This is a genomic window from Acinetobacter sp. WA-87 (assembly GCF_039938935.1).
GTDB classification, from domain to species: Bacteria; Pseudomonadota; Gammaproteobacteria; order Pseudomonadales; family Moraxellaceae; genus Acinetobacter; species Acinetobacter seifertii.
This window is the reverse complement of the sequence record NZ_JBDUVF010000002.1, coordinates 239,196-264,603: the sequence shown is the minus strand read 5'-3', so window position 1 is coordinate 264,603 and position 25,408 is coordinate 239,196. Positions and strand designations below refer to the sequence as shown.

Annotated in this window: 24 protein-coding genes; 12 read left to right on the top strand and 12 right to left on the bottom strand. The window is 38.4% G+C overall.

Annotated features, from left to right (window positions below; genetic code table 11):
* Positions 1 to 8: 8 nt before the first annotated feature.
* From abeS to ABFY81_RS08220, 4 genes are all read right to left on the bottom strand, one after another.
* Positions 9 to 338, bottom strand: coding sequence for a multidrug efflux SMR transporter AbeS (gene abeS / locus ABFY81_RS08235; RefSeq protein WP_004700493.1), 330 nt, complete (start codon positions 336 to 338; stop codon positions 9 to 11).
* A 248-nt stretch (positions 339 to 586) separates the two neighbouring features.
* On the bottom strand, positions 587 to 838 hold the full coding sequence (locus tag ABFY81_RS08230; protein ID WP_151749491.1) for a YfhL family 4Fe-4S dicluster ferredoxin: 252 nt from the start codon (positions 836 to 838) through the stop codon (positions 587 to 589).
* Positions 839 to 840: 2 nt separating this feature from the next.
* Entirely contained in the window at positions 841 to 2,211 is a 1,371-nt protein-coding gene (yegQ, locus tag ABFY81_RS08225; RefSeq protein ID WP_347913517.1) for a tRNA 5-hydroxyuridine modification protein YegQ, read from the bottom strand.
* 56 nt (positions 2,212 to 2,267) lie between these two features.
* Positions 2,268 to 3,734 (bottom strand): PLP-dependent aminotransferase family protein, encoded by a 1,467-nt coding sequence (locus ABFY81_RS08220; RefSeq protein WP_347913705.1) that lies wholly within the window; start codon positions 3,732 to 3,734, stop codon positions 2,268 to 2,270.
* Positions 3,735 to 3,964: 230 nt separating this feature from the next.
* On the opposite strand from ABFY81_RS08220, the gene ABFY81_RS08215 reads away from it, so the two are divergent.
* Complete coding sequence (locus ABFY81_RS08215) at positions 3,965 to 4,834, top strand: PhzF family phenazine biosynthesis protein (RefSeq protein ID WP_347913516.1); 870 nt, start codon at positions 3,965 to 3,967, stop codon at positions 4,832 to 4,834.
* A gap of 53 nt (positions 4,835 to 4,887) precedes the next feature.
* Here ABFY81_RS08215 and ABFY81_RS08210 read toward each other — a convergent pair whose 3' ends face one another.
* A complete protein-coding gene (locus tag ABFY81_RS08210; RefSeq protein ID WP_134261894.1) occupies positions 4,888 to 5,667 on the bottom strand; it encodes a ferredoxin--NADP reductase in 780 nt (259 codons plus the stop codon).
* Between the two features lie 104 nt (positions 5,668 to 5,771).
* Between ABFY81_RS08210 and tsaA the strand changes: the two genes are divergently transcribed.
* Positions 5,772 to 6,500: a tRNA (N6-threonylcarbamoyladenosine(37)-N6)-methyltransferase TrmO gene (gene tsaA / locus ABFY81_RS08205; protein ID WP_347913704.1), complete on the top strand. Its 729-nt coding sequence runs from the start codon at positions 5,772 to 5,774 to the stop codon at positions 6,498 to 6,500.
* Positions 6,501 to 6,510: 10 nt separating this feature from the next.
* Here tsaA and ABFY81_RS08200 read toward each other — a convergent pair whose 3' ends face one another.
* A complete protein-coding gene (locus tag ABFY81_RS08200; RefSeq protein WP_347913515.1) occupies positions 6,511 to 7,779 on the bottom strand; it encodes a DUF4010 domain-containing protein in 1,269 nt (422 codons plus the stop codon).
* A gap of 288 nt (positions 7,780 to 8,067) precedes the next feature.
* Here ABFY81_RS08200 and ABFY81_RS08195 point away from each other — a divergent pair, with 288 nt between their 5' ends.
* The 4 genes from ABFY81_RS08195 to ABFY81_RS08180 all read left to right on the top strand — a co-directional run bounded on the left by ABFY81_RS08195 (position 8,068) and on the right by ABFY81_RS08180 (position 12,381).
* Positions 8,068 to 9,825: a GspE/PulE family protein gene (locus ABFY81_RS08195; protein ID WP_019457134.1), complete on the top strand. Its 1,758-nt coding sequence runs from the start codon at positions 8,068 to 8,070 to the stop codon at positions 9,823 to 9,825.
* Between the two features lie 75 nt (positions 9,826 to 9,900).
* Positions 9,901 to 10,260, top strand: coding sequence for a NirD/YgiW/YdeI family stress tolerance protein (locus ABFY81_RS08190; protein WP_263614171.1), 360 nt, complete (start codon positions 9,901 to 9,903; stop codon positions 10,258 to 10,260).
* A gap of 103 nt (positions 10,261 to 10,363) precedes the next feature.
* Positions 10,364 to 11,026, top strand: a complete 663-nt coding sequence (locus ABFY81_RS08185; protein WP_347913514.1) for a response regulator transcription factor — start codon at positions 10,364 to 10,366, stop codon at positions 11,024 to 11,026.
* On the top strand, positions 11,023 to 12,381 hold the full coding sequence (locus tag ABFY81_RS08180) for an ATP-binding protein (RefSeq protein WP_347913513.1): 1,359 nt from the start codon (positions 11,023 to 11,025) through the stop codon (positions 12,379 to 12,381). Before ABFY81_RS08185 ends, ABFY81_RS08180 begins: the two co-directional genes overlap by 4 nt.
* Before the next feature lie 65 nt (positions 12,382 to 12,446).
* Here ABFY81_RS08180 and ABFY81_RS08175 read toward each other — a convergent pair whose 3' ends face one another.
* Positions 12,447 to 12,617, bottom strand: a complete 171-nt coding sequence (locus ABFY81_RS08175; RefSeq protein ID WP_000993415.1) for a hemin uptake protein HemP — start codon at positions 12,615 to 12,617, stop codon at positions 12,447 to 12,449.
* A gap of 136 nt (positions 12,618 to 12,753) precedes the next feature.
* Here ABFY81_RS08175 and ABFY81_RS08170 point away from each other — a divergent pair, with 136 nt between their 5' ends.
* Positions 12,754 to 13,656: a thiamine phosphate synthase gene (locus ABFY81_RS08170; RefSeq protein ID WP_347913512.1), complete on the top strand. Its 903-nt coding sequence runs from the start codon at positions 12,754 to 12,756 to the stop codon at positions 13,654 to 13,656.
* Positions 13,657 to 13,678: 22 nt separating this feature from the next.
* Here the strand turns inward: ABFY81_RS08170 and ABFY81_RS08165 are convergent, their stop codons facing one another.
* On the bottom strand, positions 13,679 to 14,230 hold the full coding sequence (locus ABFY81_RS08165) for a tetratricopeptide repeat protein (RefSeq protein WP_039250916.1): 552 nt from the start codon (positions 14,228 to 14,230) through the stop codon (positions 13,679 to 13,681).
* Between the two features lie 20 nt (positions 14,231 to 14,250).
* Complete coding sequence (mrcB, locus tag ABFY81_RS08160) at positions 14,251 to 16,647, bottom strand: penicillin-binding protein 1B (protein ID WP_049064373.1); 2,397 nt, start codon at positions 16,645 to 16,647, stop codon at positions 14,251 to 14,253.
* 185 nt (positions 16,648 to 16,832) lie between these two features.
* Here mrcB and ABFY81_RS08155 point away from each other — a divergent pair, with 185 nt between their 5' ends.
* Both ABFY81_RS08155 and ABFY81_RS08150 read left to right on the top strand, forming a co-directional pair.
* Positions 16,833 to 17,741 (top strand): NAD(+) kinase, encoded by a 909-nt coding sequence (locus ABFY81_RS08155; RefSeq protein ID WP_002049094.1) that lies wholly within the window; start codon positions 16,833 to 16,835, stop codon positions 17,739 to 17,741.
* A complete protein-coding gene (locus ABFY81_RS08150; protein WP_002118245.1) occupies positions 17,738 to 18,010 on the top strand; it encodes a YeaC family protein in 273 nt (90 codons plus the stop codon). Before ABFY81_RS08155 ends, ABFY81_RS08150 begins: the two co-directional genes overlap by 4 nt.
* Positions 18,011 to 18,206: 196 nt before the next feature.
* On the opposite strand, the gene ABFY81_RS08145 is transcribed toward ABFY81_RS08150, so the two are convergent.
* Complete coding sequence (locus ABFY81_RS08145) at positions 18,207 to 19,217, bottom strand: glycosyl transferase family protein (RefSeq protein ID WP_100290627.1); 1,011 nt, start codon at positions 19,215 to 19,217, stop codon at positions 18,207 to 18,209.
* Between the two features lie 499 nt (positions 19,218 to 19,716).
* Here ABFY81_RS08145 and ABFY81_RS08140 point away from each other — a divergent pair, with 499 nt between their 5' ends.
* Both ABFY81_RS08140 and ABFY81_RS08135 read left to right on the top strand, forming a co-directional pair.
* Positions 19,717 to 21,072, top strand: coding sequence for a dicarboxylate/amino acid:cation symporter (locus ABFY81_RS08140; protein WP_049064365.1), 1,356 nt, complete (start codon positions 19,717 to 19,719; stop codon positions 21,070 to 21,072).
* Between the two features lie 159 nt (positions 21,073 to 21,231).
* Positions 21,232 to 22,377 (top strand): acyl-CoA dehydrogenase family protein, encoded by a 1,146-nt coding sequence (locus ABFY81_RS08135; RefSeq protein WP_004700529.1) that lies wholly within the window; start codon positions 21,232 to 21,234, stop codon positions 22,375 to 22,377.
* Positions 22,378 to 22,460: 83 nt separating this feature from the next.
* On the opposite strand, the gene ABFY81_RS08130 is transcribed toward ABFY81_RS08135, so the two are convergent.
* Together ABFY81_RS08130 and ABFY81_RS08125 are read right to left on the bottom strand one after the other, a co-directional pair.
* Positions 22,461 to 23,051 (bottom strand): hypothetical protein, encoded by a 591-nt coding sequence (locus ABFY81_RS08130; protein WP_347913511.1) that lies wholly within the window; start codon positions 23,049 to 23,051, stop codon positions 22,461 to 22,463.
* A gap of 89 nt (positions 23,052 to 23,140) precedes the next feature.
* Complete coding sequence (locus ABFY81_RS08125; protein WP_347913510.1) at positions 23,141 to 24,082, bottom strand: alpha/beta hydrolase-fold protein; 942 nt, start codon at positions 24,080 to 24,082, stop codon at positions 23,141 to 23,143.
* Between the two features lie 184 nt (positions 24,083 to 24,266).
* Between ABFY81_RS08125 and pheA the strand changes: the two genes are divergently transcribed.
* Positions 24,267 to 25,376, top strand: coding sequence for a prephenate dehydratase (pheA, locus tag ABFY81_RS08120; protein ID WP_002049199.1), 1,110 nt, complete (start codon positions 24,267 to 24,269; stop codon positions 25,374 to 25,376).
* Positions 25,377 to 25,408: the final 32 nt, after the last annotated feature.

Below are 25,408 nucleotides of genomic sequence, written 5' to 3'. Positions count from 1 at the left end.
ATTATATTTTATAGATGAGTATTTTTAGAAAACACATTAATAATGATAATGCCTGCAATCATTAAAGTAAGACCAATACAGGCCGCCAAATCTAAATGCTGTTTGTAAAATATCCAGCCAATTGCAGAAATTAAAATAATACCCGCGCCCGACCAAATGGCATATGCAATTCCAATTGGGATCGTTTTTAGCGTCAGGGACAATAAATAAAAAGCGATCGCATAGCCCACAACTGTAACGATGGATGGAATAGGAACAGTAAAACCTTGAGATGCTTTTAAAGCTGAAGTTGCGATAACTTCACAAGCAATCGCAATTGCTAAATAAAGATAAGACATGGGGAGCTGCGCCAGAATGAGTTTTAATCAATCTATATGAAATGTTGAAATGGTTTGCCAGTTTTAACGATTGTGCAATTTTTTGGGTACAACATTACCAGTAAACCAAACTGAACTGATAAATTGATTTTATCACTAGCAAATTGTTCTCAGCTATTTATTCGTTTATTTAATCATTGATCTGTATAGTCATTTAAGAGGATCAGCAATTTTAGCTTGATCCTCTATAGATTATTTTAAAAAATAGATTAGCTGAGTATATTTAAACTTTTAAATTTCTCTAGCAGTTGCTCTTTATTTTCAAGATGCGCAGGGTCTGGTTTTATACAGTCGATTGGACAGACCACCTTACATGTTGGGGCATCGTAAAAGCCTACACACTCGGTACAACGAAGTGGATCAATTTCATAAACTTTGCTCCCTTCAAAAATGGCTGTGTTAGGGCATTCTGGTAAGCACATATCACAATTGATACAGTCACTAGTAATCAAAAGTGCCATGTTTAACTCGCTGAATAAGCCAATGTAGAGGCAGTAATACTTTCTTTGGCATGCGGCAAATTGCGTATGAGTAGGGCATAACTGATATCAACATTTTGTGAGAGTGGAATTTCAACAAAATGCCCCGAACCTTTAGCATCTGTAATTGGGTTACCTTTTAAATCGCGCATTTCGGTTAAGGTAAATGTGATATTGCCTTGAGGTGTCATGAGTTCAAGTGAGTCACCAACCATAAAACGGTTTTTAACTTCAATGCGAATATAATCACCGTGACGTTCTAAAACTTCACCACAAAATTGTTGATAGTCAAAGTGTGATGAACCATCGGCATAGTTTTGATATTCGCTATGAACATGACGTCTTAAAAAACCTTCGGTATAACCGCGATTTGCCAAACCTTCGAGCTGAGACATTAAGCTTGGGTCAAATGGTTTTCCTGCTAATGCATCATCAATCGCTTTTCGATAAATTTGAGCAGTACGGGCACAGTAAAAATAGGATTTAGTACGGCCTTCAATTTTAAGCGAGGTTATGCCCATTTTTGTTAAACGATCTACATGTTGTACCGCACGTAAATCTTTCGAGTTCATAAAATAGGTACCGTGTTCATCTTCTTCGGCAGCAAACATTTCTTCATCATTACGTTGTACGAGTAAAGTTTGAACCGAGGCTGTTTCTGATTGTGCTGATGAGCAGCAAGCCTTTTCTGACTCATTGAGCTGAGTGGTTGGAATTACATCGCCGTTTGCATCTTCTTGAGTTTCATGCAACTTATAGTCCCAACGGCAAGCATTGGTACAAGCACCTTGGTTGGCATCACGTTTATTCATATAACCAGAAAGTAGGCAACGGCCTGAGTAGGCCATACATAGTGCACCATGTACAAAAACTTCGAGTTCAATATCTGGTACGTGTTGCTGGATTTCTTCGATTTCTTCTAATGACAACTCACGCGATAAAATCACACGGCTTAAACCGTAATCTTTCCAAAATTTAACAGTGGCCCAGTTAATGGCGTTGGCTTGAACAGATAGATGAATTTGCACATCAGGAAAATGCTCACGCACCATCATAATTAAGCCTGGGTCAGACATAATGAGCGCATCTGGTTGCATCGCTACAATCGGTTCAAGATCACGAATAAAGTTTTTTAATTTGCTGTTATGCGGTTGAATGTTCACCACAACATAAAACTTTTTACCTAAAGCATGCGCTTCATCAATTCCAATTTTTAAGTTGTCATGATCAAAAGCATTATTACGGACACGTAAACTGTAACGTGGTTGGCCTGCATATACGGCATCTGCACCATAGGCAAATGCATAGCGCATGTTTTTAAGTGAACCTGCGGGAGAGAGAAGTTCAGTTTTCATAAAATAAAAGGCATAAAAAATATATGGTTTTATTTTATTAACTCTATATTTTGGATTCAACCCACTGAATTAGTAGGGATTTGATCATTATCCTTTTGTACGGGCAGCATATTTTTTGCTAGCTCTCCTAAGCGCATCAAAGCATTTAACATTTTGGGATTTAGCTCAAAACAAGCTGCAATACGTAAACAATGACTAAATCGTTTATCAGCCGAACATAAAATTCCCGGCATACATAAGATCTTTTCATCCATTGCTTGGTGAAATAGTTCTAATGTATCTATTGATTCGGGTAGTTCTAACCATAAAATAAATCCTGCTTGCGGTCGACTGACACGAGTACCGAGTGGAAAATAACGGCAAATATAAGATTTGATGGTATCGATTTGCTGTTGATAGCGTTTTTTGAGCTGACGTAAATGCAGGTCATAACCGCCATTCTCTAAGAAAAGTCCTAAAGTTTCCGTGAGCAAAGCCGGTTCAGCAACAGTGGTCGTAAATTTAAGTTGCTGCACAATATTACGAAAGCGCCCAGCTTCTAGCCAACCAATTCGATAGTCGGGTGCTACGGTTTTTGTATAGCTACCACACACCAAAACCCATCCATTTTGATCAAACGCCTTAATGTTGGGTAAAAGCGGTTCTGTCAGTTGCAATTCGGCGTACATCGCATCTTCAATGACAGGAACTTTAAACTGATTAGCTAACTCCGCCAAGCGACGACGGTTAGTTTCAGGCATGCTAAAACCGAGAGGATTGTGACCTGTTGGAATGGTTAATATAGCTTGTACACTTTGAGATTTTAACAGTTCTTCAAGAGCATCAAGGCACATACCTGTATGCGGCGAAGTCGGCACTTCTACGATTTTTCGGCCTAAATTATGAAGGAGCGGGTACAGGTTATGAAAAGTAGGAATCTCAAGAGCAATGCTGTCACCTGCTTGTGTGGTTGCCATAATCGTAAGACTCAAAGCCTCCATTGTGCCGTGAGTCAGCACAATATCATCTGCTGAAAGAAACATACCAAGTTGTAAACTTCGCCTCGCAATTTGTGTGCGTAAACGCATAGAGCCGGGCGGTAAAGTATAGTTTTTAAAAATGTCTGGCTGCGTCCGTAAAACTTGAGCAGTTAAGCGTTTTAAGCGTTCAATTGGATAGAAGTTTTCACCTGTAGGACAAGCTAAGGCTAAATTGACATAGTCAGGATCCATCTGCTTTTTAACGATTTGTGCTAGAAAACAGCTAATTCCTGAAAGAGATACTTTTTCTTCACTGACATAACGCTCTTCGAGTTCTAATAAGTTTGAAGGCGCATGACAAACATAGTAGCCAGACTGTGGGCGAACTGAAATTAAACCTTGGTCTTCAAGCTGACGATAAGCTTCTTTTACGGTGTTAATGCTGACCTGATAATGATTTGCGCAGTCGCGAATTGATGGTAAGCGAGAGCCGATAGGCTGTCTGCCATTCTGAATTTGCAAAGTGAGGTCATCACTCACTTTTTTATATTTGTACATGTCAATTCATTAAAAAGCTAAAGCAATGGATACACTTTATAGGGATCTTATATTTAACTCAAATATAGTGATTGCTTTTGATTAGTTCATTTAACGCAAATCTAAACTGAAAAACTGTGTCTATTATTTTTTATATGAACTGATACTGTGACCATTAAAAATAAATCAGTAAGATCAAAAAATGGTAAGGATTTAAAAGCCATAATTTTTAATTACAAAATCAGTAGGAGTGGTCTATGTCTGTTGTTGCATTTAAACAAGTTGATGTTTTTACTTCACAAGCATTTAAAGGTAATCCTGTTGCAGTCATTATGGACGCCAGTGCCTTAACATCTGAACAGATGCAAGCCATTGCGAATTGGACTAATCTTTCTGAAACGACATTTGTGCTCGCTGCGACCGATTCTCAAGCTGACTATCAGGTTCGAATTTTTACTCCACAAAGTGAGTTGCCCTTTGCTGGACATCCCACAATTGGTACTGCCTATGCTTTGCTTGAAGCAGGCCTCGTGACACCTAAAGATGGTAAACTGGTACAGCAATGTGCTGCGGGTTTGGTGACTCTGACAGTAAGTGACTCAAAGCATATTTCATTTGAACTACCTAAGCCTAAAATTACTCCACTTGACCCAATGCACACTGAAAAACTGGCTGAAATTTTAAAATGTCAGATTGATACTCAATGGAATGCTACATTGGTTGATGTAGGCGCACGTTGGATTGTATTACAAGCGGTGAATGCCGAAGCTGTTTTAGATAGCCAACCAGACTTTGCTGCTTTAAAAGAACATGATTTAGAAATGAAAGTTGGTGGAGCGACGGTTTATGGTTTTTATGAAAATAATGATGAGCAAAAACATATAGAAGTCCGCTCATTTGCTCCTTCTATTGGAATAAATGAAGATCCAGTTTGTGGGAGTGGTAATGGTAGCGTAGCTTCATTTATTCGTTACCATGAAATTTTGCCAGCACAAAATGATGTGGTGCTTTCTTCACAAGGTCGGGCTTTAGGCCGAGATGGACAGCTTCAACTTGAATTGCACCAAGATAAAATTTTAGTGGGTGGAACAGCTGTTACCTGTATTGATGGCAGTATCACCTTATAAAAAGAGATAAAAAAACCGAGGACTTTACCTCGGTTTTTTTATTTAGAAAAATCTTATTTTTCTACGAACGCACGTTCAATCACATAGTCGCCCATTTCACCCATACGAGGTGATTCAACTAAACCATGTTGATCAAGTAATGCAGCAACATCTTTTAAGAATGCAGGGCTACCGCAAAGCATTGCACGGTCAGTTTCGCGGTTAAAACGTGGTAAACCAATTTTTTCAAATAAAGCGCCAGTTTCAATTGCAGTTGTTACACGGCCTTGAGTGTGGAAAGGTTCACGAGTAACAGTAGGGTAGTAAACAAGTTTGTCTTTAATACCTAATTCTTCAAAGAATTCATGGTTTGGTAATTCGTTCAAGATTAGGTCTTGATACGCTAATTCAGAAATATAGCGTGTACCATGAACAACGATTACTTTTTCAAAGCGTTCGTAAGTTTCTGGGTCACGAATAATTGATAAGAATGGAGCAAGACCAGTACCAGAAGATAAAAGGTACAAGTTTTTACCCGGTAAAAGGTCATCATGAACCAATGTACCTGTTGGTTTTTTAGAAACTAAAATTTCGTCACCAACTTGTACTTTTTGCAAAATCGAAGTTAAAGGACCGTCTTGTACTTTAATTGAGAAGAATTCTAACTCTTCTTCGTAGTTCGCACTTGCAATCGAATACGCACGCATTAACGGTTTGCCATTCACTTCAAGTCCGATCATCACGAACTGACCATTTTTAAAACGTAAGCTAGAGTCGCGTGTAGTTTTAAAACTGAAAAGGGTGTCATTCCAGTGGTGCACATGAGTAATGCGTTCAACGTTAAAAGCAGCCATTAAAGGTCTCGATCACGATTAAAAGAAAACAGATTGCTATTCTAATCTAATTTCATTCCCGATAAACTGAATATATTTAATTGTGTTTATAAGAAAAAGTGATGATGAACTCTGTCACCCTCCCAATAGTCGGGCACATGTGCTCACCTTTTCGAGAAAAATTTGGTATTCCACGTCAGCCCAACTTGGTCAATATCGAGTCTTATATCGAAATGGTTGAACCTTATAATGACTTATTGGCTTTTGAGGGAATTGAGCAATTTACTCATCTCTGGCTCATCTGGCAGTTTCATGACAATAAAAATCAGGAGACTGCAACTAAGTTTCGATCTCAGGTTCGCCCACCACGTTTAGGGGGTAATGAAAAAATTGGTGTATTTGCAACACGCAGTATGTATCGTCCAGCGCCTGTAGGTTTATCTGTAGTACGTTTAAAAAAGGTTGAAAAAGTCGGTAAGTCTTTAAGAGTGTATGTTACGGGCAGTGATTTACTAAATGGCACACCAATTTTAGATATTAAACCTTATATTCAATATTCAGATGCCATTGTCGATGCTCAAAGTGGCTATGCACAAGCTGAACCAGAACGAAAGCAAGTCATCTGGTCGGAAAGTGCAGTGAATATCCAGCAAAATCTTCTAAAAAATAAAAAAATTAACGGGCAATATCTGGATGAATTAGAGCAAGTTCTAGCTTTAGACCCAAGGCCTGCCTATCAAGAAGACCCTGAACGAGTCTATAAAATGAAATTTTCGAATTTTGATATTCATTTTAAAGTGAATGATAATGTAATTACAGTAATTGATCTGGTAGAACATGTTTTACTCGCTTAAGCATCTCATTTTAAAACCAATGTATGTTCATCCAAAGCAGGCAAATTAATATCGCCATGTGAGAGAGTTGTGCGGGAATAAAAGCAAGGGCATAGCGCATTCCACCTGAAATAGCCGAATTAATGCTCTTAGCAATTGCATGCACTGCAAAACCACTCATAAAAGCGATTAGTAGCGATGTGTGAGCGTTATTCGGTTCTCCTTGTACAATTACTGCTGCAATAGCTGCATGTATTTCAAACAAAGAAGCGAGTAGAGTCCCTGCGATTAAGCCTGCATTTCCTAAATATAGGCTTAGGCCATAAACACTAATCTGAATGAGTGTGAGTGTTCCCGCAATAATCACGGCTTCTTTTAAGCTGAACATTCTGGAGTCTAATTCGGCTGAAGTCGAACTTGGTTCCGCCTTACGCAATAAAATAAAAGCCCACACCGCTAAAAAAACCAAAGCAATCAGCATTGGAAATATAATGACTTTGAACCATGCTAAGCTAATTCCAATCACAATAATTAAGGTCTGAATGAGTGTAGAAACACACGACATCAATGCAGCACCTGCATTTGTGGTGGCGTTCGCACGACCAGAACGAACTTCTAAACCTAGAGTTGCAATAGTCGCTGTACTCGATACAAAACCAGATGCTAAAGAAGAAAGTAATAGAGCATTTTTCGATGACAAAAGCCGTTTTGCAATATGTGCGAGCGCTTGCACAAATAAAATCAAAGTCAGTAATTTTAAAATCACATGTGGGTTTAAAACAGGTCCCCAAAATGGTTTATTGGGAACTAAGGGTAAGGCTATTAAAAGTAATGCCAGTAAAAAAATCCCATCACGCAATTCGGACTCGGTAATCCACTGACTGGCAATACCATGCATCGATTGTTTTGCTAATAAAATAATTGTCATGATGACGGCGAGACCCGCAGCTAACGAAATATTCCAGATACAAAGCGCTCCTATAAAGTAAGTCATAATAAAAGCGAGTTCTGTCGTAACACCGGGGTCATTCGGCTGATTTTTAAGGGAGACTATGCTGATTGCGCCAATAAGTAGAGCGCCTACAATTCCAATTTCAGTACCAAATAAAAAGCAGATTGCACCAAGAAGGGAGCTAATTGCAAAGGATCGAAAACCTGCAAAAGTCTTATATTCGTGTTTGAGCTTGCTTCTTTCACGTTCCAAACCAATTAATAACCCGCAGCCTAATGCCGCAGCAATAATGGTGATAAATTCTTCAAATGATGCGATTTGTAATGATATTGTCATTGGAAGATTCATAATACTTCCTCATTGGTTTATTGTTATATACAGGTGTTAATCATATTTAAATCATGTATTCATATGCAGTGTATGCTTTTTATTGTATTGAGCCTAGTCTCTTTTTTAATCAAACTATCACAATAAATATCTTTATAAATATGATCTATGCCACAAAACAATAATAAGTTGAGAATTGGTTTAATTAATTGAAGTTAAAAGGTATTTAAAAGCTGAATTTGGAAATTTTCATACCAGTTAAATCTAAAACATCTCTGCTATATTATAAAAATATATTGGGGATAACACATGAATGCACATGTAGAAATAGACGCACATTGGTGCCTAGAACAACTATTACAAGAAGGCCGTATTACTGAGCGTGATAAATTACTGGTACAAACGACAAATAGACAAAAAGATCAATTGAAATGGCATCCATTACAGTGGATTGCCCATTTTAATTTAAAAGATCAACACCACGTTCAGGCGCATTTAAGTTTAAACCGCCTGTGCCAATGGTTTGCCGATCGGGCGCAATTACCATTATTTGTGATTGATCCTTTAAAGGCAGATGTTAGCGCTTTAACTCAAGTCATGTCACAAGAGTTTGCGATTCGAAACCACATTTTAGCTGTAGAAGTCCATGCGGACCGAATTGTGATTGGTACCGACCAGCCTTTTAAAATAGATTGGTTAAATAATCTGGAACGCAGTTTGGCACCGAAAAAAATTGAACGGGTATTGCTTAATCCCGAACAGTTGCAACGTTATTTGCGAGAGTATTATCAGGTTAGCCGTGCTGTAAATTCAGCTCAAAAAGATGCTGCGCATGACCGTGATAACAAGGGAGTAGAAGCACTTTTACAGCTTGGTGATAGCCAAAACCCTGATGCCAATGATCAACACATTGTGAAATTGGTCGACTGGATTTTACAGTTTGCATTTGAACAAAGCGCCAGTGACATTCACATGGAACCACGCAAAGACAATGGTAAAGTTCGGTTTCGTATTGATGGCGTTTTACACACCATTTATAACATGCCTTCAAATACACTGACCGCCGTGATTTCCCGAATTAAAATTTTAGGGCGGTTAAATGTAGCGGAAAAGCGTAAACCGCAAGATGGTCGATTAAAAACACGGACACCGAAAGGGCAAGAAACTGAACTCCGTTTATCTACCTTACCAACAGCATTTGGTGAAAAACTGGTTATGCGTATTTTTGATCCAGATGTGTTGGTACGTTCTTTTCAGCAATTGGGTTTTGATCAGTCTTTATTACAACAATGGCAGCGCATTACACAAAATAGTCACGGCATTATTTTAGTTACTGGGCCCACAGGTTCTGGTAAAACCACCACGCTATATTCTTCTTTAAAGCAACTCGCAACTGATCAAGTCAATGTCTGTACCATTGAAGACCCGATTGAAATGCTAGAGCCTAGTTTTAACCAAATGCAGGTCAATAATGCGATTGATCTAGGTTTTGCTGATGGTGTGCGTGCTTTAATGCGTCAAGACCCCGACATTATTATGATTGGGGAAATTCGTGACCAAGATACTGCGAATATGGCCATTCAAGCTGCACTCACAGGCCATTTGGTATTATCAACTTTACATACCAATGATGCACCGTCTAGTTTGACCCGTTTACACGATTTAGGTGTACAACCCTTTTTAACAGCCGCGACTATTTTAGGTGTATTGGCACAGCGTTTAGTGCGACAGCTTTGTCCGCACTGTAAGCAACAGACTCATATTAATGAAGATGAATGGCAACACCTAACCTTTGACTACATTATGGAAATGCCCGAAAAAGTTTATCAAGCAGTAGGGTGTGAGCAGTGCCGACATACTGGTTATAAAGGTCGAGTCGGTATTTATGAGTTTATGCCTGTTAGTCTTGAGCTGAAGCATTTGATTGGTAGTCATGCGACATTAAATGAATTAAGAAGCCAAACAAAAAAAGAAAGTGTAGAGCCTTTGAGAATTGCCGGAGCGCATAAAGTCATAGAAGGACTTACCACTTTAGAAGAGGTACTACGCGTTGTGCCTTTAAATTAAATTTTTCTTAAGATTCACCTCATCTATGCTTGTTGTACTTATGTCATTCCAAGATGTAATCAAATAGGTGATTTTATGAAAATATTTAAAGTGATCTTGATGACTGCTGGTTTGGCAACTGCTGGCATGGTTATGGCAAATATACCCTTGAACCATGCAGCAATTACTCCAGCAACTGTAACGACTGTTAAGCAAGCTTTAACAGCAAAAGACAATACGCCTGTAAAACTGCATGGCCAAGTGGTGAAATCTTTAGGGGATGAAAAATATCAGTTCCGTGATAAAACGGGCACTATTACCATTGATGTAGATGATGAACTTTGGCAAGGTCATCCTATTTCCCCAACGACTAATATTGGTCTGGTGGGTGAAGTCGATATAGACCTTAAACCGTTAAAACGTGTAGAAATTGATGTAGAACAAGTCCAGTTCTAACACTGGATTTTACTTATACGATTTATAGCCGCACAAATGATGCGGCTTTGCTTTTTTAATAAAGGCTTGGCAAGATCAGGTCAGAATATAACAGGAAAAATAGATGAGAATTTTGCTTGCAGAAGATGATCGCTCTCAAGCGGAAAGTATTCAATCTTGGTTAGAGTTAGATGGTTATCAAGTCGATTGGGTTGAAAGAGGCGATTATGCCCTGACTGCCATTGAGCAGCATGACTATGACTGTATTCTACTTGATCGAGGTTTGCCTGAATTGGCGGGTGAAAAAGTCTTAACAACAATACGTTATAAACAAAAAAATGTACCTGTCATTTTTATTACAGCGCGTGACAGCATTCATGACCGGGTAGAGGGACTAGATTTAGGCGCAAATGACTACTTGATTAAACCTTTTAGCCTAGAAGAGTTATCTGCCCGAATCCGTGCTCAATTACGTAATCAAACTTTAAGTCAGCAATCGATTTTAATATGGGGAGATTTACATCTCGATACTCAAGCAAAAGTTGTATCGTTGGCCGGAAATTCCATTGATTTAACAGCGAAAGAGTTCCAAATTTTACGTAAGCTCATGGTTCATCCTGAACATATTGTTACTCGGGATCAATTAGAAGAAGCGCTCTATGCATGGGGTGACGAGATTGAAAGTAATGCAATAGAGGTTTTTATCTATCAACTTCGAAAAAAAATCGGCAGTAGCAGTATTAAAACCATACGGGGACTAGGCTACCGTATGGGAGATTTAAAATGAAAACGAATCGCTCCTCTTTGCAGTCTCAACTGGTTAAAACCACCATGTGGAGCAGTATCGTGGTGGGACTGCTCGCTTTAAGCTTGCTTACCATATTTTCGATTTATCACAACATGTCAGTGCAAGATGAAATCATGGATGAAATTTCAGATACCTTATTGGTTTCTGATCTCTCTAAACATTCTATGAGACAATTTGACGAGCTCAGTGATGAGTTTGATATTCAGTATGAATTATTAAATTCTGGTCAATTGCTTACTCATTCTCATACCTACCAACATGAACTTTTTGAACAAGGCAATTTATCAAAAGGCTTTTCATATTTTTGGTTTGATGGTCAATTATGGCGTAGTCTGGCCGCACAACAAAAAGATTCAGAGCTGCAAGTTGAGGTTTTTCAACCCATGAGTACTCGTGTTGAAGAAGTACTCAAAGCACTCGCTGGATATAGTGGTCTTATGGTTTTGTTCTGGCTACTACAATGGGTCATTGTAAGTTGGCGTACCGAACAACAATTGGCGGCTCTCAACCTACTCTCTAAACGTATTGCTCAAAAAACCGCATCAAATTTAGAACCGATTCAAGACCCAGATGTCATTACAGAAATTCAACCCGTCATAGATGCATTAAACCAGTTACTCGCAAGGCTCCAAAGGGCACTCGTTGCTGAACAGCGATTTACCGCAGATGCATCACATGAGTTACGTTCACCATTATCTGCCATACAAATGCGTCTGCAAGTTTTACAACGTAAATATCAGCATATTCCAGAGCTTGATCAAGACTTTGAACGCATCCAACAAGACGTTTCAAGAAGTACCAAAATTCTTGAAAATTTACTGCTCCTTGCTCGTTTGGAACCTAATGAAATAGAACAACCAGAACTTTTTAAGAGTGTGATTGATTTAAACCATCTATTAGCTCGAGTAATTGAAACTGTAAGTATGGATGCACAAGCCAAACAAATGATGATTGAGACAAATATTTTGTCAAATGAAACCAAAATATTTGCAAATGAAGAATTACTTTTCATTGCTTTTAGAAATCTGTTTGATAATGCTATTCGCTATAGTCCTATGTTGGGTTTTATTCATGTTGAGCTCAGTCATGATCAGCAACAACTAAAAATTTCTATAGAAGACACTGGAAATGGCGTAGATGATGAAGTTTTAAGACGTCTAGGACAGCGTTTTTTTCGTGTATTAGGTACGCAGCAACAAGGCTCAGGATTAGGACTATCAATTACTAAAAAAATTATTCAACTCCATGGTGGGGAACTGCAATTTATGCATGCAAACCAAGGTGGTTTAAAAGTTGAGGTGACATTGCCTTTTAATCATGAAATACAAAAATAGCATGGTTGCCCATGCTATCCATTTTTTGTTTTCCCACGAATATTATTGAAACGCGAGGGTAGTTCTTATTTAGTTAAAATGAGACGGTTATTGCGAGTAAGGCGTAGTCGATATTCCTCGCCAGCATGCATAATTCGAATTTCACGACCTAATGCAAATAGGTTGTTAGAATGCAGCATTGGTAAGGCATGAGCTGAGTCAGTGTTACGAGTAAATAAGCTAAAAGGTGCGTTCATTTGTTGTGCTCCGTGGTATATTCTTGAACGATTTAAATGATAATCATTATCGAATAGATCTGTCAATGAGATTTTAAAGAATTTATAAATTGATAAAATTTGCTTACACTTGGGAAAAATTTGAGTGAGTAGAAAAATGCCTAAACCGATAGTCGATGTCGCAATAGCTATCTTAATTCATCGCGGAAAAATATTAGTTGGATGGCGTGGTGAACAGCAGCATCAAGGTGGAAAGCATGAGTTTCCAGGAGGAAAGGTTGAGCAGGGTGAAACGCCTGAAGAAGCATGCCGCCGTGAAATTTATGAAGAAGTCGGTATTGGTTTAAAAGAATGGCATCAATTTGATTATATTCACCATGAATATGACGATATTGTTGTCAATCTTCATTTGTTCCATAGCTATGTACCTGATGAATTATTAAATCTTATTCATCAGCCTTGGACATGGTATACGCGTGATCAGCTAGTTAAATTAAACTTCCCAAAAGCCAATAAAGACATCATAAAAAGATTGTATTGGCCGCATTTCATTAAAATTAATTCTACACTCGCACTAGTCGAAAATGAGGACACTTTAGTGTATTGGCGTAGTGAAAAAGATAGTTTTAAACCAGAAGATATAGAAAAATTAGCGCTGTTAAATACAGAGCAGCTTGCAAAATTAATCATAAATATCGATATTTGGCGCAAGCTAAAACCTGAGTTAAAAAGCCACATAAAAACAGTTCATCTTAAACAGTCTCAATTAATGAGTTTGCATAAAGGTGATTTAGAGGTGGGAGTGCGTTTTATTGCAGCTTGCCACGATGCAGTTTCTTTACAACACGCACAGCAAATCGGCTGTGATGCTGTTTTTGTAAGTCCTGTCAAAGTAACTGAAACTCACCCAGAAGCGAGAGCACTTGGGTGGGATCGTTTTGCTGACTTGATTGAGAAATGCCAGATTCCCGTCTTTGCTTTGGGGGGGATGAGTCCTGATGATTTAGCCACAGCACAGCAACACGGTGCGTATGGCTTGGCAGGTATTCGTAATTTTTAATAAGATATAAAAGCATTAAAAGCTAGAGTGCTTTTAATGCTTGCTGTGCTTCTTGAATAGTTTTTTGGTTATTGCGTTGTTGCCCAGCTTTTAAAATGGTTAGCCAAAGCTGTTTTTTCATCGCTTGGCTCTGAGCAAAGCTTAAACCACGTCTTGCAAGAGACTCGGCATTAGCATATTGCTGTTTATGATTTGCACTGAGTGCTAAAAATAAATAAGTTTCGGCGGCTTGTGGTGCTAAACGCTGTGCTTGAAGGGCGTAGCGTTCAGCCTCCGACCATTGCTGGTTTTTGTAAGCTTGCTCAGTTTTTTGCATTAACGTTTTAAAAGCAGGTAATTGGCTTCCATCATCATTAAAGCGTTGGGGCTTTTTCTGCTGAGGAACAATCACCTGTAAACTTTTACGTTGAATATCTGGATGATCATAAGGTGTAATTTTTACACCAGATGGTGTCTCAGTATTCTTTTTTTCGGCAACAGGTGGTGTTTTCTCTTTTGGGACTGAATGATCTGGTAAAGTTGTACAGCCGACCATAAGTACAGCACCAATATAAAAAACACCCTTCTTTAACATATCCTGTTTCCTGTTAACACTTAGTTGTTATAACTACCACTAGAAATCACTCGTGTGTTATTCGACAGATCTTGTTCCATCTGACTTTCACTATCACGAATATAGCTATCGCTATTATCCGGTTGAGATGCTGGTGCTGTGTTATCACTTTGTGGTGCGTATGTTGGATCAACTTGATAATAAGGTGCTGCACATGGCGTAGCGCGATGTGGCACTGTATGCGTCAGCATAGGAATATACATTGCGCCAGCACAAGCCTGTGCAGACAAATCACCTGTTGCATGATCAATCCATTGCCACTGTACAGTGTCTGGTTGACGTAGATTTACTGGGGTTTGACGTAACTGTTTCATCACATTAATCCACACAGGTAATGCTCCAGATGAGCCAGTTAAGCCAGTTACTTTATTGTCATCTAGACCTAACCAGACTACAGCAACATGGTTACCTGAATATCCAGCGAACCATGAATCACGTGTATCGTTGGTTGTACCTGATTTACCAGCCAATTTTAAAGTAGGTGATAAGCTGTTATAAGCTGCACGACCAGTACCTGAAGACATAACCTGTTGTAGACCATAGTTCATGATATAACCAACAGATGGATCAATTGTTTGTTGTACGTTTAAACCATAACGATCAAGTAAACGACCCTTGGCATCTACTACAGAACGAATTGCACGAGTTGGATATTTAAAACCACCGGTAGCAAAGTTTTCATAAATACCGAGTACTTCCATTGGTGACATATTAACTGCACCAAGGAAAATAGAAGGGTAGGCTGGAATTGGTGATTCGACACCAAATTTCTTTAAGTTGTTGGTAAATGTAGATAACCCAAATTCTTGGCCTAAACGCACAGCAGAAAGGTTATAAGAATTTGCTAAGGCTTCACTTAAACTTACGACGCCATGACCACCGCCACTATAGTTTTTCGGTGTCCAGCTTTTACCACCATCTACAGGAATGCTAATTGGTGCATCTTCGATCTTGCTTGCCCAGTTATAACGTCCAGACTCCATTGCGCTTAAATAAATCACTGGCTTCAATAGGGAACCGACTTGACGTTTTGCATCTAAAGTACGGTTGAATCCAGTAAAGTCTTGAGTCGAACCGACAGCTGCAATCAATTCACCATTTTCTGGATGTGCTATGAGCACAGCACCTTGCAAGTTTTTCAAACGAGCAGGGTTGCTTTGACTAAGACGTTCTACAGATGCTTTAAATGCATCTTGAACTTGAGTTTGAGCAATTGGGTCCAAGGTCGTAAAAATACGTAGTCCTTGATTGGTTAAATCACTTTCTTGATATTCGGTACGTAACTGACGACGTACAATATCTAAAAAGTCAGGGAATTTTGCAGGCCCTAGGCTTGGTTTACTTAGAATACCTAAAGGACGTGCAATTTCAGTTTCATATTCTGCTTGAGTTAAATAACCCATTACACGCATGTTATTGAGCACTGTATCGCGACGATTTTTTGCTCCTTCAGGGTTTTTCCAAGGGTTATATAATGATGGCCCTTGAACTAAACCGACTAAATAAGCTTGTTGCGCGACATTGAGTTCACGAAGTGGTAAACCAAAGTAAAATTGTGAAGCTAAGCCATAACCATTGATTGAATAGTTACCATTTTGGCCTAAATTTACTTCGTTTAAATAAGCTTCTAAAATTTCATCTTTGCTGTAATGCAACTCAATAAGTAAAGCCATTAATGCTTCATTCACTTTACGTTTTAAGGTGCGTTCAGGTGTTAAATAGAAGTTTTTAACTAACTGTTGTGTGAGTGTTGAACCACCTTGGCGACGTCCTCCAGTGACATTACTCACCAAAGCACGTGCTGTACCACGAATCGAGATACCGTGGTGGTGATAGAAGTTGCGGTCTTCGGTAGAAATTAAAGCTTCAATCAGTGGTTTAGGAACACTATTAAGTTTAATCAGGACACGGTCTTCATTATGCTGGGTATAAATGCCCCCAATGAGTAAAGGTTCTAAACGGGCCACACCTGTTGATGATGGTTTTGTACTACGTACATCTGCAACCTGATCGTTTGCAAAGCTGAGCTCTAAAACCTGTTCAGGTTCTACGCTATCACCATAGTCGAAACCACGTGTATGCACATACATGTTGCTACCTTGAGCAACAAAGGTTCCTGACTTGTCATAATTACTTGAAGTTTTGTAACCTAATAATTTTAATTCTTGAGTGAAATTTGCTTGGGTAATGGGTGCATTATTATAAATTTCCAAAGGCCGAGCAAACACTTTGGCCGGAATGTCCCAGCGCTGTCCTTCAAATTTTTCACGAATAATATTATCTAAACGAATCAGATAGATACTAAGAGCAATAAAAGCACCAATCACTAAAATTGAAAAGATTAGCGCGAAGAAACCGATACCACGTTCAAACTTCATATAAATGAGATAAAACCCTAAACAATACGCTAATGATGCGATAGCTTGTCATCAATTTGCAATGATAAAACTGTGAATAAATTGAAAACTTAGATTGAATTTTACTGCATCTTGTTGTTATGTTTTTTTAAATTAATCAGGATAATGTTATGATAGCGTAGAATCGCAGCGGAGCTTACTCATTCGTGCAAATTTCACATAAGTCCTTCAGAAACGTCGGGTTAATTGGTCGACCGGATAAATCATCAGTTGTAGAAACACTATGTTTAATTCATGACCATTTGCTAAGTTTAGGCCTAAACCCCATTTTTGATCAGGAAACTGCCGAATTAGTGCCCTATGATCATGCGCAAGTTGTTAGTCGTCACTTATTAGGTGAAGTCGCTGATCTGGTCATTGTAGTAGGTGGAGATGGTTCTTTGCTTCATGCAGCCAGAGCTTTAGTTCGCTACAATACACCTGTTATTGGCATTAACCGTGGGCGTTTAGGATTTTTAACTGATATTAAGCCTGCGGAAGCTATTTTTAAACTTGATCAGGTATTACAAGGTCATTTTCAACTTGATCGCCGTTTCTTGCTTGAAATGGAAGTACGTACTAATGGTGAAGTCATTTACGACGCAATTGCTTTAAATGATGTCGTACTACACTCAGGTAAGTCGGTACACATGATCGACTTTGAACTTAATATTGATGGTCAATATGTTTACCGTCAGCATAGTGATGGTTTAATTGTTTCGACACCAACAGGATCAACTGCTTATGCATTGTCAGGCGGTGGCCCAATTTTACATCCAAGTATGGATGCGATTGCATTAGTCCCTATGCACCCCCATACATTATCTTCACGCCCAATCGTAGTTGGTGGGCAAAGTGAAATTAAAATTGTCATTCGCGAAAACCGGGTATTACCGATGGTGAGTGCAGACGGACAGCACAGTGTATCGCTCAATGTCGGTGATAGTTTGCACATCCGCAAACATCCATTTAAATTAAGTTTATTACACCCACCAGGTTATGATTTCTATATGGCTTGTCGTACCAAACTGGGTTGGAACCAAGATTTTGAGTCTTTTCAAAGAGATGAATCATGAATATTGAACAAATGCTATCTGTTTTAAACCCTGAAATTGTCGAGCGTTTAAAAACAGCCGTAGAGATCGGTAAATGGCCAAATGGTGTTGTTTTGACAAAGGAACAGCGCGAAACATGTATGCAAGCTGTGATTGCTTGGGAGTTAAAGAACTTACCGGAAGATCAGCGTAGTGGTTATATTGACCGCGGAACGAAAGAAGAGGGTGAAGAGTGTGATGATGATCATCACAAGCATGAGCCTGAGTTTAAACCGATTCGTTTTGTTTAAAATTAATTTTAGAATAAATCTCAGTTAGCATTTGCTATCGTGTAGGCGACATGGATGTCGCCAGTTGAGCAACAGTACAGGGAAGTACTGTTTGCTCAACAAAAGATTTTTGTTACTTTTCATCTTTGAAAAGTAAGTATCGCCTATATGTAGCAATATAAGAGAAACACGCTATAGAAGGCTGTATGGTCTTATATTAGTTTTGTTGGCTTAAATTTCGTGTTTCCCATAGCACTTTTGCTTTTTGCATCGCTTCTTCAAAGCTAACAACAACGCCCATGGTATATAACGCAATACCCATGGTTTCTGTTACTGCCATTTCACCATATTCATGATGTTGCTGACCAAGCCAGACCGCTTTAAACGTTGCTAAATCTAACTCTTCTTCAATTGGGCTACGTTCAGGCGTAAGCTTTGGCAACTCATGTTCATAGAGCTCACCATTTTTAATACCGCAAATGAGAGTTTTAGCATCGGGGTTTCGCTCAAATTCACCGCCTTCACCTTTAATCACTGCACTATTTTGATAGCCTAAGCGAAGCGCACTATGTTGATGAGAGGTTCTATACGCAGGATGGAATATCGCTTGTAAGGTGGCTTTCGCATTAAATGGGTTAATGAGGCGGGCTAATGTATGAATAGGCGAGCGCAAGCCCATGACATTTCTTAAAGAAATTAAATCACTTAAAACAGGTGAAATTACATCTAATGGTAAGTAAGCAAAATTCTGTTCGGCTAATTGTGTGCGGACTTCTTGTTCAGAATGGCAAATTTTATAATCTAAATATTCCAAAACTTGTTCGGTATAGACTCGGTTAATCGTATGCCCAGAAGCGCCATGCATGACGATTTTGTAGCCATGATGAGCAAGTGTTAGGGCAGCCAATAAAAACCAAGGATAATGTTTACGTTTGCCTGCATAAGATGACCAGTCTAGGTCAACGTCTAAAGGTTGAAAATTAAGTTGGTCTTTGGTGGCTTGTACAAAGCCTGCAAGCTCATCAATAGATTCTTCTTTAACACGTAGTAGCATTAAAAAAGCACCCAACTGAACATCAAGAACTTCGCCTTTTAAAATCATGGTAAAAGCTTGATAGGCTTCTTCATAACTCAGTGATCGAGATCCGGTTTTCCCCTTACCTAAAATACGGACATATTGCGCAAAGGGATGTTCAGCATCTTTATAGATATTACGTTTAGTATTCATGGTAGTTCAAAACAGTAAAAATAAGGGGTATGCAGCTCAAAATGAAATGTCTGCAAGTGCTTATCAATATGACATAAAAATCTGCTGAAAAAATATCAAAAGCGTTTCTCATACTAAAGTCTTAAGGCCGCATGGGTGTTTTTTATACGTATTAGCCAAAAATTTAACCGAATCGTGATTTAATTCGAGTAAACTTTCATGTGCTTTTTTGAGCACTCATATCATAATTTTCTGTGATTCTCCTATATCTTCAGCTTTTTATTGAAAAAGTAAGAGGTTATTTCTGGCTACTCAAAGTGGTTGGAAACTTCAGGTATTCTCCTGTTTTAGAAAACAGCTTTTTTGTTTTCGTTGAGGTAGTAGGAAGGTTTTTTGTTATTAAAAAACCATTTCCCTTTTGCGGTGTCCATGTGAAAGGTTAGGGCTGTGTATTCGTAAAGAATAGACGTTTCATTTTGATATTTCCAACGGACTTGGAAATATAGATTGAAGTAAAGTTATGGCTAAAAAACCGATTTATAAATCACTTTATTTTCAGGTGATTATTGCGATTATTGCGGGTGTTTTGGTAGGGCATTTCTCTCCAAGTACAACGCAAATAGTGAATGGTGTTGAACATCATATTCCAGGTTTAGGTGAGCAACTCAAGCCATTAGGTGATGCTTTTATTCGTTTGATTAAAATGATCATCGCACCTGTTATTTTCTGTACAGTGGTCAGTGGTATCGCTGGTATGGAAAGCATGAAGTCAGTTGGTAAAACTGGCGGTGTTGCATTGTTATACTTCGAGATCGTTTCAACAATCGCACTTCTGATTGGCCTTGTGGTGATTAACATTGCAAAGCCAGGTGTAGGAATGAATATTGATCCTACAACCCTAGACACTTCAGGTATCCAAAAATACGTTACTTCTGGTGAGTCACAATCTACCGTTGATTTCTTAATGCACATTATTCCTGACACGGTTGTAGGTGCATTTGCAAATGGTGAAATCTTACAGGTCCTTCTTTTTGCAATTCTTTTTGGTTTTGCACTTCATAAGTTAGGTGATGCAGGACGTCCAGTTTTAAAGTTAATTGATCAAATTGCACATGTATTTTTTAACATTGTAAATATGATCATGAAGCTTGCTCCATTAGGTGCATTTGGAGCAATGGCATTTACTATTGGTAAATATGGTGTGGGGTCACTCGTACAATTAGGGCAACTTATTATTTGCTTCTATATTACGTGTCTGCTCTTTATCTTCTTGATTTTGGGTACAATCAGCCGTATCAGCGGTTTTAGCATCCTTAAGATGATTCGTCTAATTCGTGAAGAACTCTTAATTGTGCTTGGTACTTCTTCTTCAGAATCAGTCTTACCACGTATGCTGCGTAAACTTGAGATTGCAGGTTGTGAAAAGTCTGTTGTCGGTTTAGTTATTCCGACGGGTTACTCGTTTAACCTTGACGGCACTTCAATTTATTTGACGATGGCTGCAATTTTTATTGCTCAAGCCACAAATACACAGCTTGATATCCAGCATCAAATTACTTTGCTTTTGGTACTTTTAATTTCATCTAAAGGTGCAGCAGGTGTAACAGGTTCTGGCTTTATTGTTATGGCGGCAACTTTATCTGCTGTTGGTCATATTCCAGTTGCAGGTTTGGCATTAATTTTAGGTATTGACCGTTTCATGTCAGAAGCACGTGCTTTAACCAACCTTGTTGGTAACTCTCTAGCAACAATTGTGGTTGCTAAATGGGTAGGTGCTTTAGACAAAGATAAATTAAATGATGCATTAAATAATCCAGAGGAAGTGGATAGAAAAATGCTTGAGCCAAAAAGTGTTGTTGCTGAAGCATCTCACTAAAAATTATGATTGATAAAAAGGGAGCTTCGGCTTCCTTTTTTATTGGCTGACTGAAAAGTACAGTTTTAATGAGCAGCTATGCCATGACAGTAACTAAAAAAATGATTAGCATGCTCAGCAATGAGAATTGATAAAACAATAAAGCTGAAGGAAAATATTATGTTGGCATACGATGCAGATTTAGAATTATTTCGTGATAATTTTAAACGTTTTATGAATGAGCATATCGCTCCACATTATGACCAATGGGAACACGAAGGAATTATGCCGCGTTCAGTTTGGAATCAACTGGGCGAAAATGGCTTTTTATGTGTAGATGTTCCAGAAGAATACGGTGGTTATGGCGTTCCAACTTACTATTCATTAATGTTGGTTGAAGAATCTGCTCGAGCTGGTTTTTGCGCATTATCAACTGCTATTTCTTGTCACTCTGAAATTGCTGCACCTTATATTTTACACATCGGGACAGAAGAGCAAAAACAATACTGGTTACCAAAAATGGTTACTGGTGAAGTGGTTGGTGCCATTGGTATGACTGAACCGGGTGCTGGTTCAGACTTACAATCAATGCGTACGAGCGCCATTTTGCAAGATGACCATTATTTACTAAATGGATCAAAAACATTTATTTCAAATGGTCAACATGCTGACCTTGTGGTGCTTGCAGTAAAAACCGATCCTCAAGCGCGTGCGAAAGGGGTGTCGTTATTATTGGCAGATACTCATCTAGAAGGTTTTAAAAAAGGTACCAACCTCGACAAAATCGGTCTGCATTCTCAAGACACATCTGAGCTATTTTTTGACAATGTTAAGGTTCCTAAAAACCAGTTACTCGGTCAAGCTGGGCAGGGGTTTGCTTACTTAATGCAAGAGTTACCACGTGAACGTACAGCCATTGCATCTACCGCTATTGGCGCTATTCGTGGTGCAATTGATTTGGCAACGGCTTATGTAAAAGAGCGTCATGCATTTGGTCAACCTATTTCACAGTTCCAAAATACGCGTTTTGTTTTAGCACAAGCAAAAATTGATGAGCTTGCTACGGCTGCTTTTTACGAGAGAAACGTTGCTCTATATCAAGAAGGTAAGTTAGATGTGGAAACAGCAGCCGCACTCAAAAGTTTTAGTACGGATATGCAAATGAAAGTCGCAGACAACTTGCTGCAACTCTTTGGTGGTTATGGTTATATGACTGAATATCCAATTTCACGTTTCTTTGTAGATGCTCGTATTCAGCGTATCTACGGTGGTACAAATGAAATTATGAAAGAAATCGTAGCGCGTGGCTTAATTGGTAAAGCCTAATTAAATAGTTTTAAAAAAAGCCTACCTTTGAGTAGGCTTTTTTATATTACCTATTTGTGAGTTCGATAAATGACAGGATAGTCTTATTGCTTGGGTAACTTGTGTAAGGCCTGATTGATCTTTATTAAAAATGCATCGGCTTCATCTTGATGAAAAGAGTCTTCGGTATATTTGCTACGTTTTTGATTGATGCCACAACCTGTTATTTCCATATTTTCAGGATTAAATGACCAGTCATTTGGATTCTTTAAGTTAATGTCTAAATCACTTTCACAGCTTTTCCATAAACGTAAAAACTCATTTGATAATTCTGTTTTAAATCCTCGTGCTGGATAGACAGAAAATCCTTTTATTTCAGGATTGGAAAATTGTATAAACATGTCTACTGGCATACCACCCCAAATAATTGCTGTATCTGCTGGCAAGTATATACCTGATAGATTTTTCTCATTTAAAGCATGTTTTTGCTCAAATTTCTGCCGGAAGTGTTGCGACCGATAGGTCAGTTTTGTTTGGGCTGGGATTTGAATACCACGAACTTGATTGCTGGTAGTTGTCATATAGTACGGAGAATTATCAGTACCATTACATCCTGCGATTATTGGACAACCGCTACAAGCCGTTAAACTATAACTTGCAAGACTCAGTAGACTTAAGACAATAATTTTATTCATTCTATTTTACTGTTCTTTTAACATCTTTAAGCAGTATAGCTAATCTAGGCTTTAAGATGAGTTCAGCATTTTGAAATTTGAGTAATTTCTTATTCCGCTGCCTTCTCACTCTGTTCATCAAATAAAGATTTGCAGCTTTCTAGATCTTTGCACGAAGCAAACATAAGGGCTTTAGGCAAGCTCGCATACAAATTTGTAATGTGTTGCTCAGCAGAATTATAAAAATGCCAATAATTAAATTGGTTTGAACGTTTGTTTTCTAAAGCTTTAAAGAAATCTGTTTCATTAAACTTATTATTAGATTGAGTACGAGGCCCACCTTGCTCATGTGTACCGACTGTGGTCATGAGTAAGGGATGATTTGATTTTTGACTTTGCCAATGCTTTAACTGTTGAAATAACATACCTTGGTCAAACCACAGAGAAGGGCTTGCAGCGAAGTAACGTTGAAATGCATCTGGCTTTTGAAAAAAATGATAAAGCACAAACAAGCCTCCAAAAGAGTGCCCATAGATACTTTGTTGCTGACTATTAATTGGAAACTGTTGTGCAATTTCAGGTTTGAGTTCGTTATTTAAAAATGCAATAAACTGATCAGCACCGCCATATTTATATTTACCTTGAGCCTGAAATTCAGAAGAAGGTTTTGGTGTGTAATCGTAAGCACGCTTTTGCACATCAAAAATTTTTTGCTGAGGATAACCAACCGCTACAATCATAAGTGGATCAAGTCCTAATTTTGTAGAGCCAGCGCCAATCGACTGAGCAATATTGACAGCACTTGGGAAAGTTGCATTTCCGTCTAGTATATATAGTACGGGATACCCATGTTGTGGTGGGGCAACAGGTGGTTTATAAATTTGAATAAGATAATCATGGCCTGTATTTTTAGATTTGATTTGGAATTGTGCCTGATTATTTTGAAAAACGATTTTTGATTGATTTTGTATAGACGTTTCAGCTAGAACATTACTGCTTATTAAAGTACTCAAGATAAAACTAGAAGAAAAAAAGAAAAATGATTTATGCATAACAGATAAGAATAAAATTTATTACTCAAATCATAAATGAAAATCATTATCAAATAAAGCTATCAAAAGAATGTCCGCAAAAAGGTTAATGAAAAAAGCTCTTACAGCCATATTGCCTAACAAATCAAAGCAGACTATTGTTATACTCTCGTTTAAAAGATGATTTTACTGAGGCTGCATTCCAATGATCAACGATGATCAAAACAAAACGACTTCTCTTAGTTTAGAACAAATTCGCGAAGATATTGATAGTGTTGATCAACAGATTCAAGAATTATTAAATCGCCGCGCAAGCCTTGCTGAAGCTGTTGCTAAAGCTAAATTTGCTTCAGAAGAGAATCCTTTGTTTTATCGTCCTGAACGTGAAGCGCAAGTCTTACGTAAAGTGATGGAGCGTAACCAAGGTCCTTTATCTGACGTTACTATGGCGCGTTTGTTCCGTGAAATTATGTCTGCTTGCCTTGCTTTAGAAGCTCCGCAAAGTATTGCATTTTTAGGACCAGAAGGTACTTTTACTCAATCTGCTGTGCTTAAGCATTTTGGTAAGGATGCAGTTGTTCGTCCATTACCAACTATTGATGAAGTGTTCCGTGAGGTGGAAGCGGGTAGTGCACATTACGGTGTAGTTCCAGTTGAAAACTCATCTGAAGGTATTGTGAACCATACTTTAGATTGTTTTAAAACATCTAACTTAAATGTGATTGGTGAAGTTGAATTGCGTATTCATCATCAATTCTTAGTCTCTGAAAATACACGTAAAGACAGCATTAAACAGATTTATGCTCATCAGCAAACTTTGGCCCAATGTCGTCAGTGGTTAGACGCGCATTATCCGGGTGTTGAACGTGTTGCTTTAAACTCAAATGCAGAAGCTGCACGTCGTATTCGTAACGAATGGCATTCAGCAGCGATTGCATCTGATATTGCAGCAGGCATGTATAACCTTGAAATTTTACATAGCAATATTGAAGATAATCCGGAAAATACTACTCGTTTCTTAGTCATTGGCCGTGAAAAAATTCCACAAAGTGGCAATGACAAAACTTCATTATTAATTTCAGCACATGACCGTGCTGGTGCTTTATTAGAAATTTTAGCGCCGTTTGCAAAACATAATATTAGCTTAACAAGTATTGAGACGCGCCCAGCATTACCTGAAAAATGGGCATATGTATTCTTTATCGATTTAGAAGGTCATATCGATCAAGAGAATGTTGCTGCTGCAATCAATGATATTCGCCCAATGGTAAAAGAGCTTCGTATTTTAGGTTCTTATCCTGCTGCCGTTCTCTAATTACTCATGTTGGAATAATGACATGTATCAAG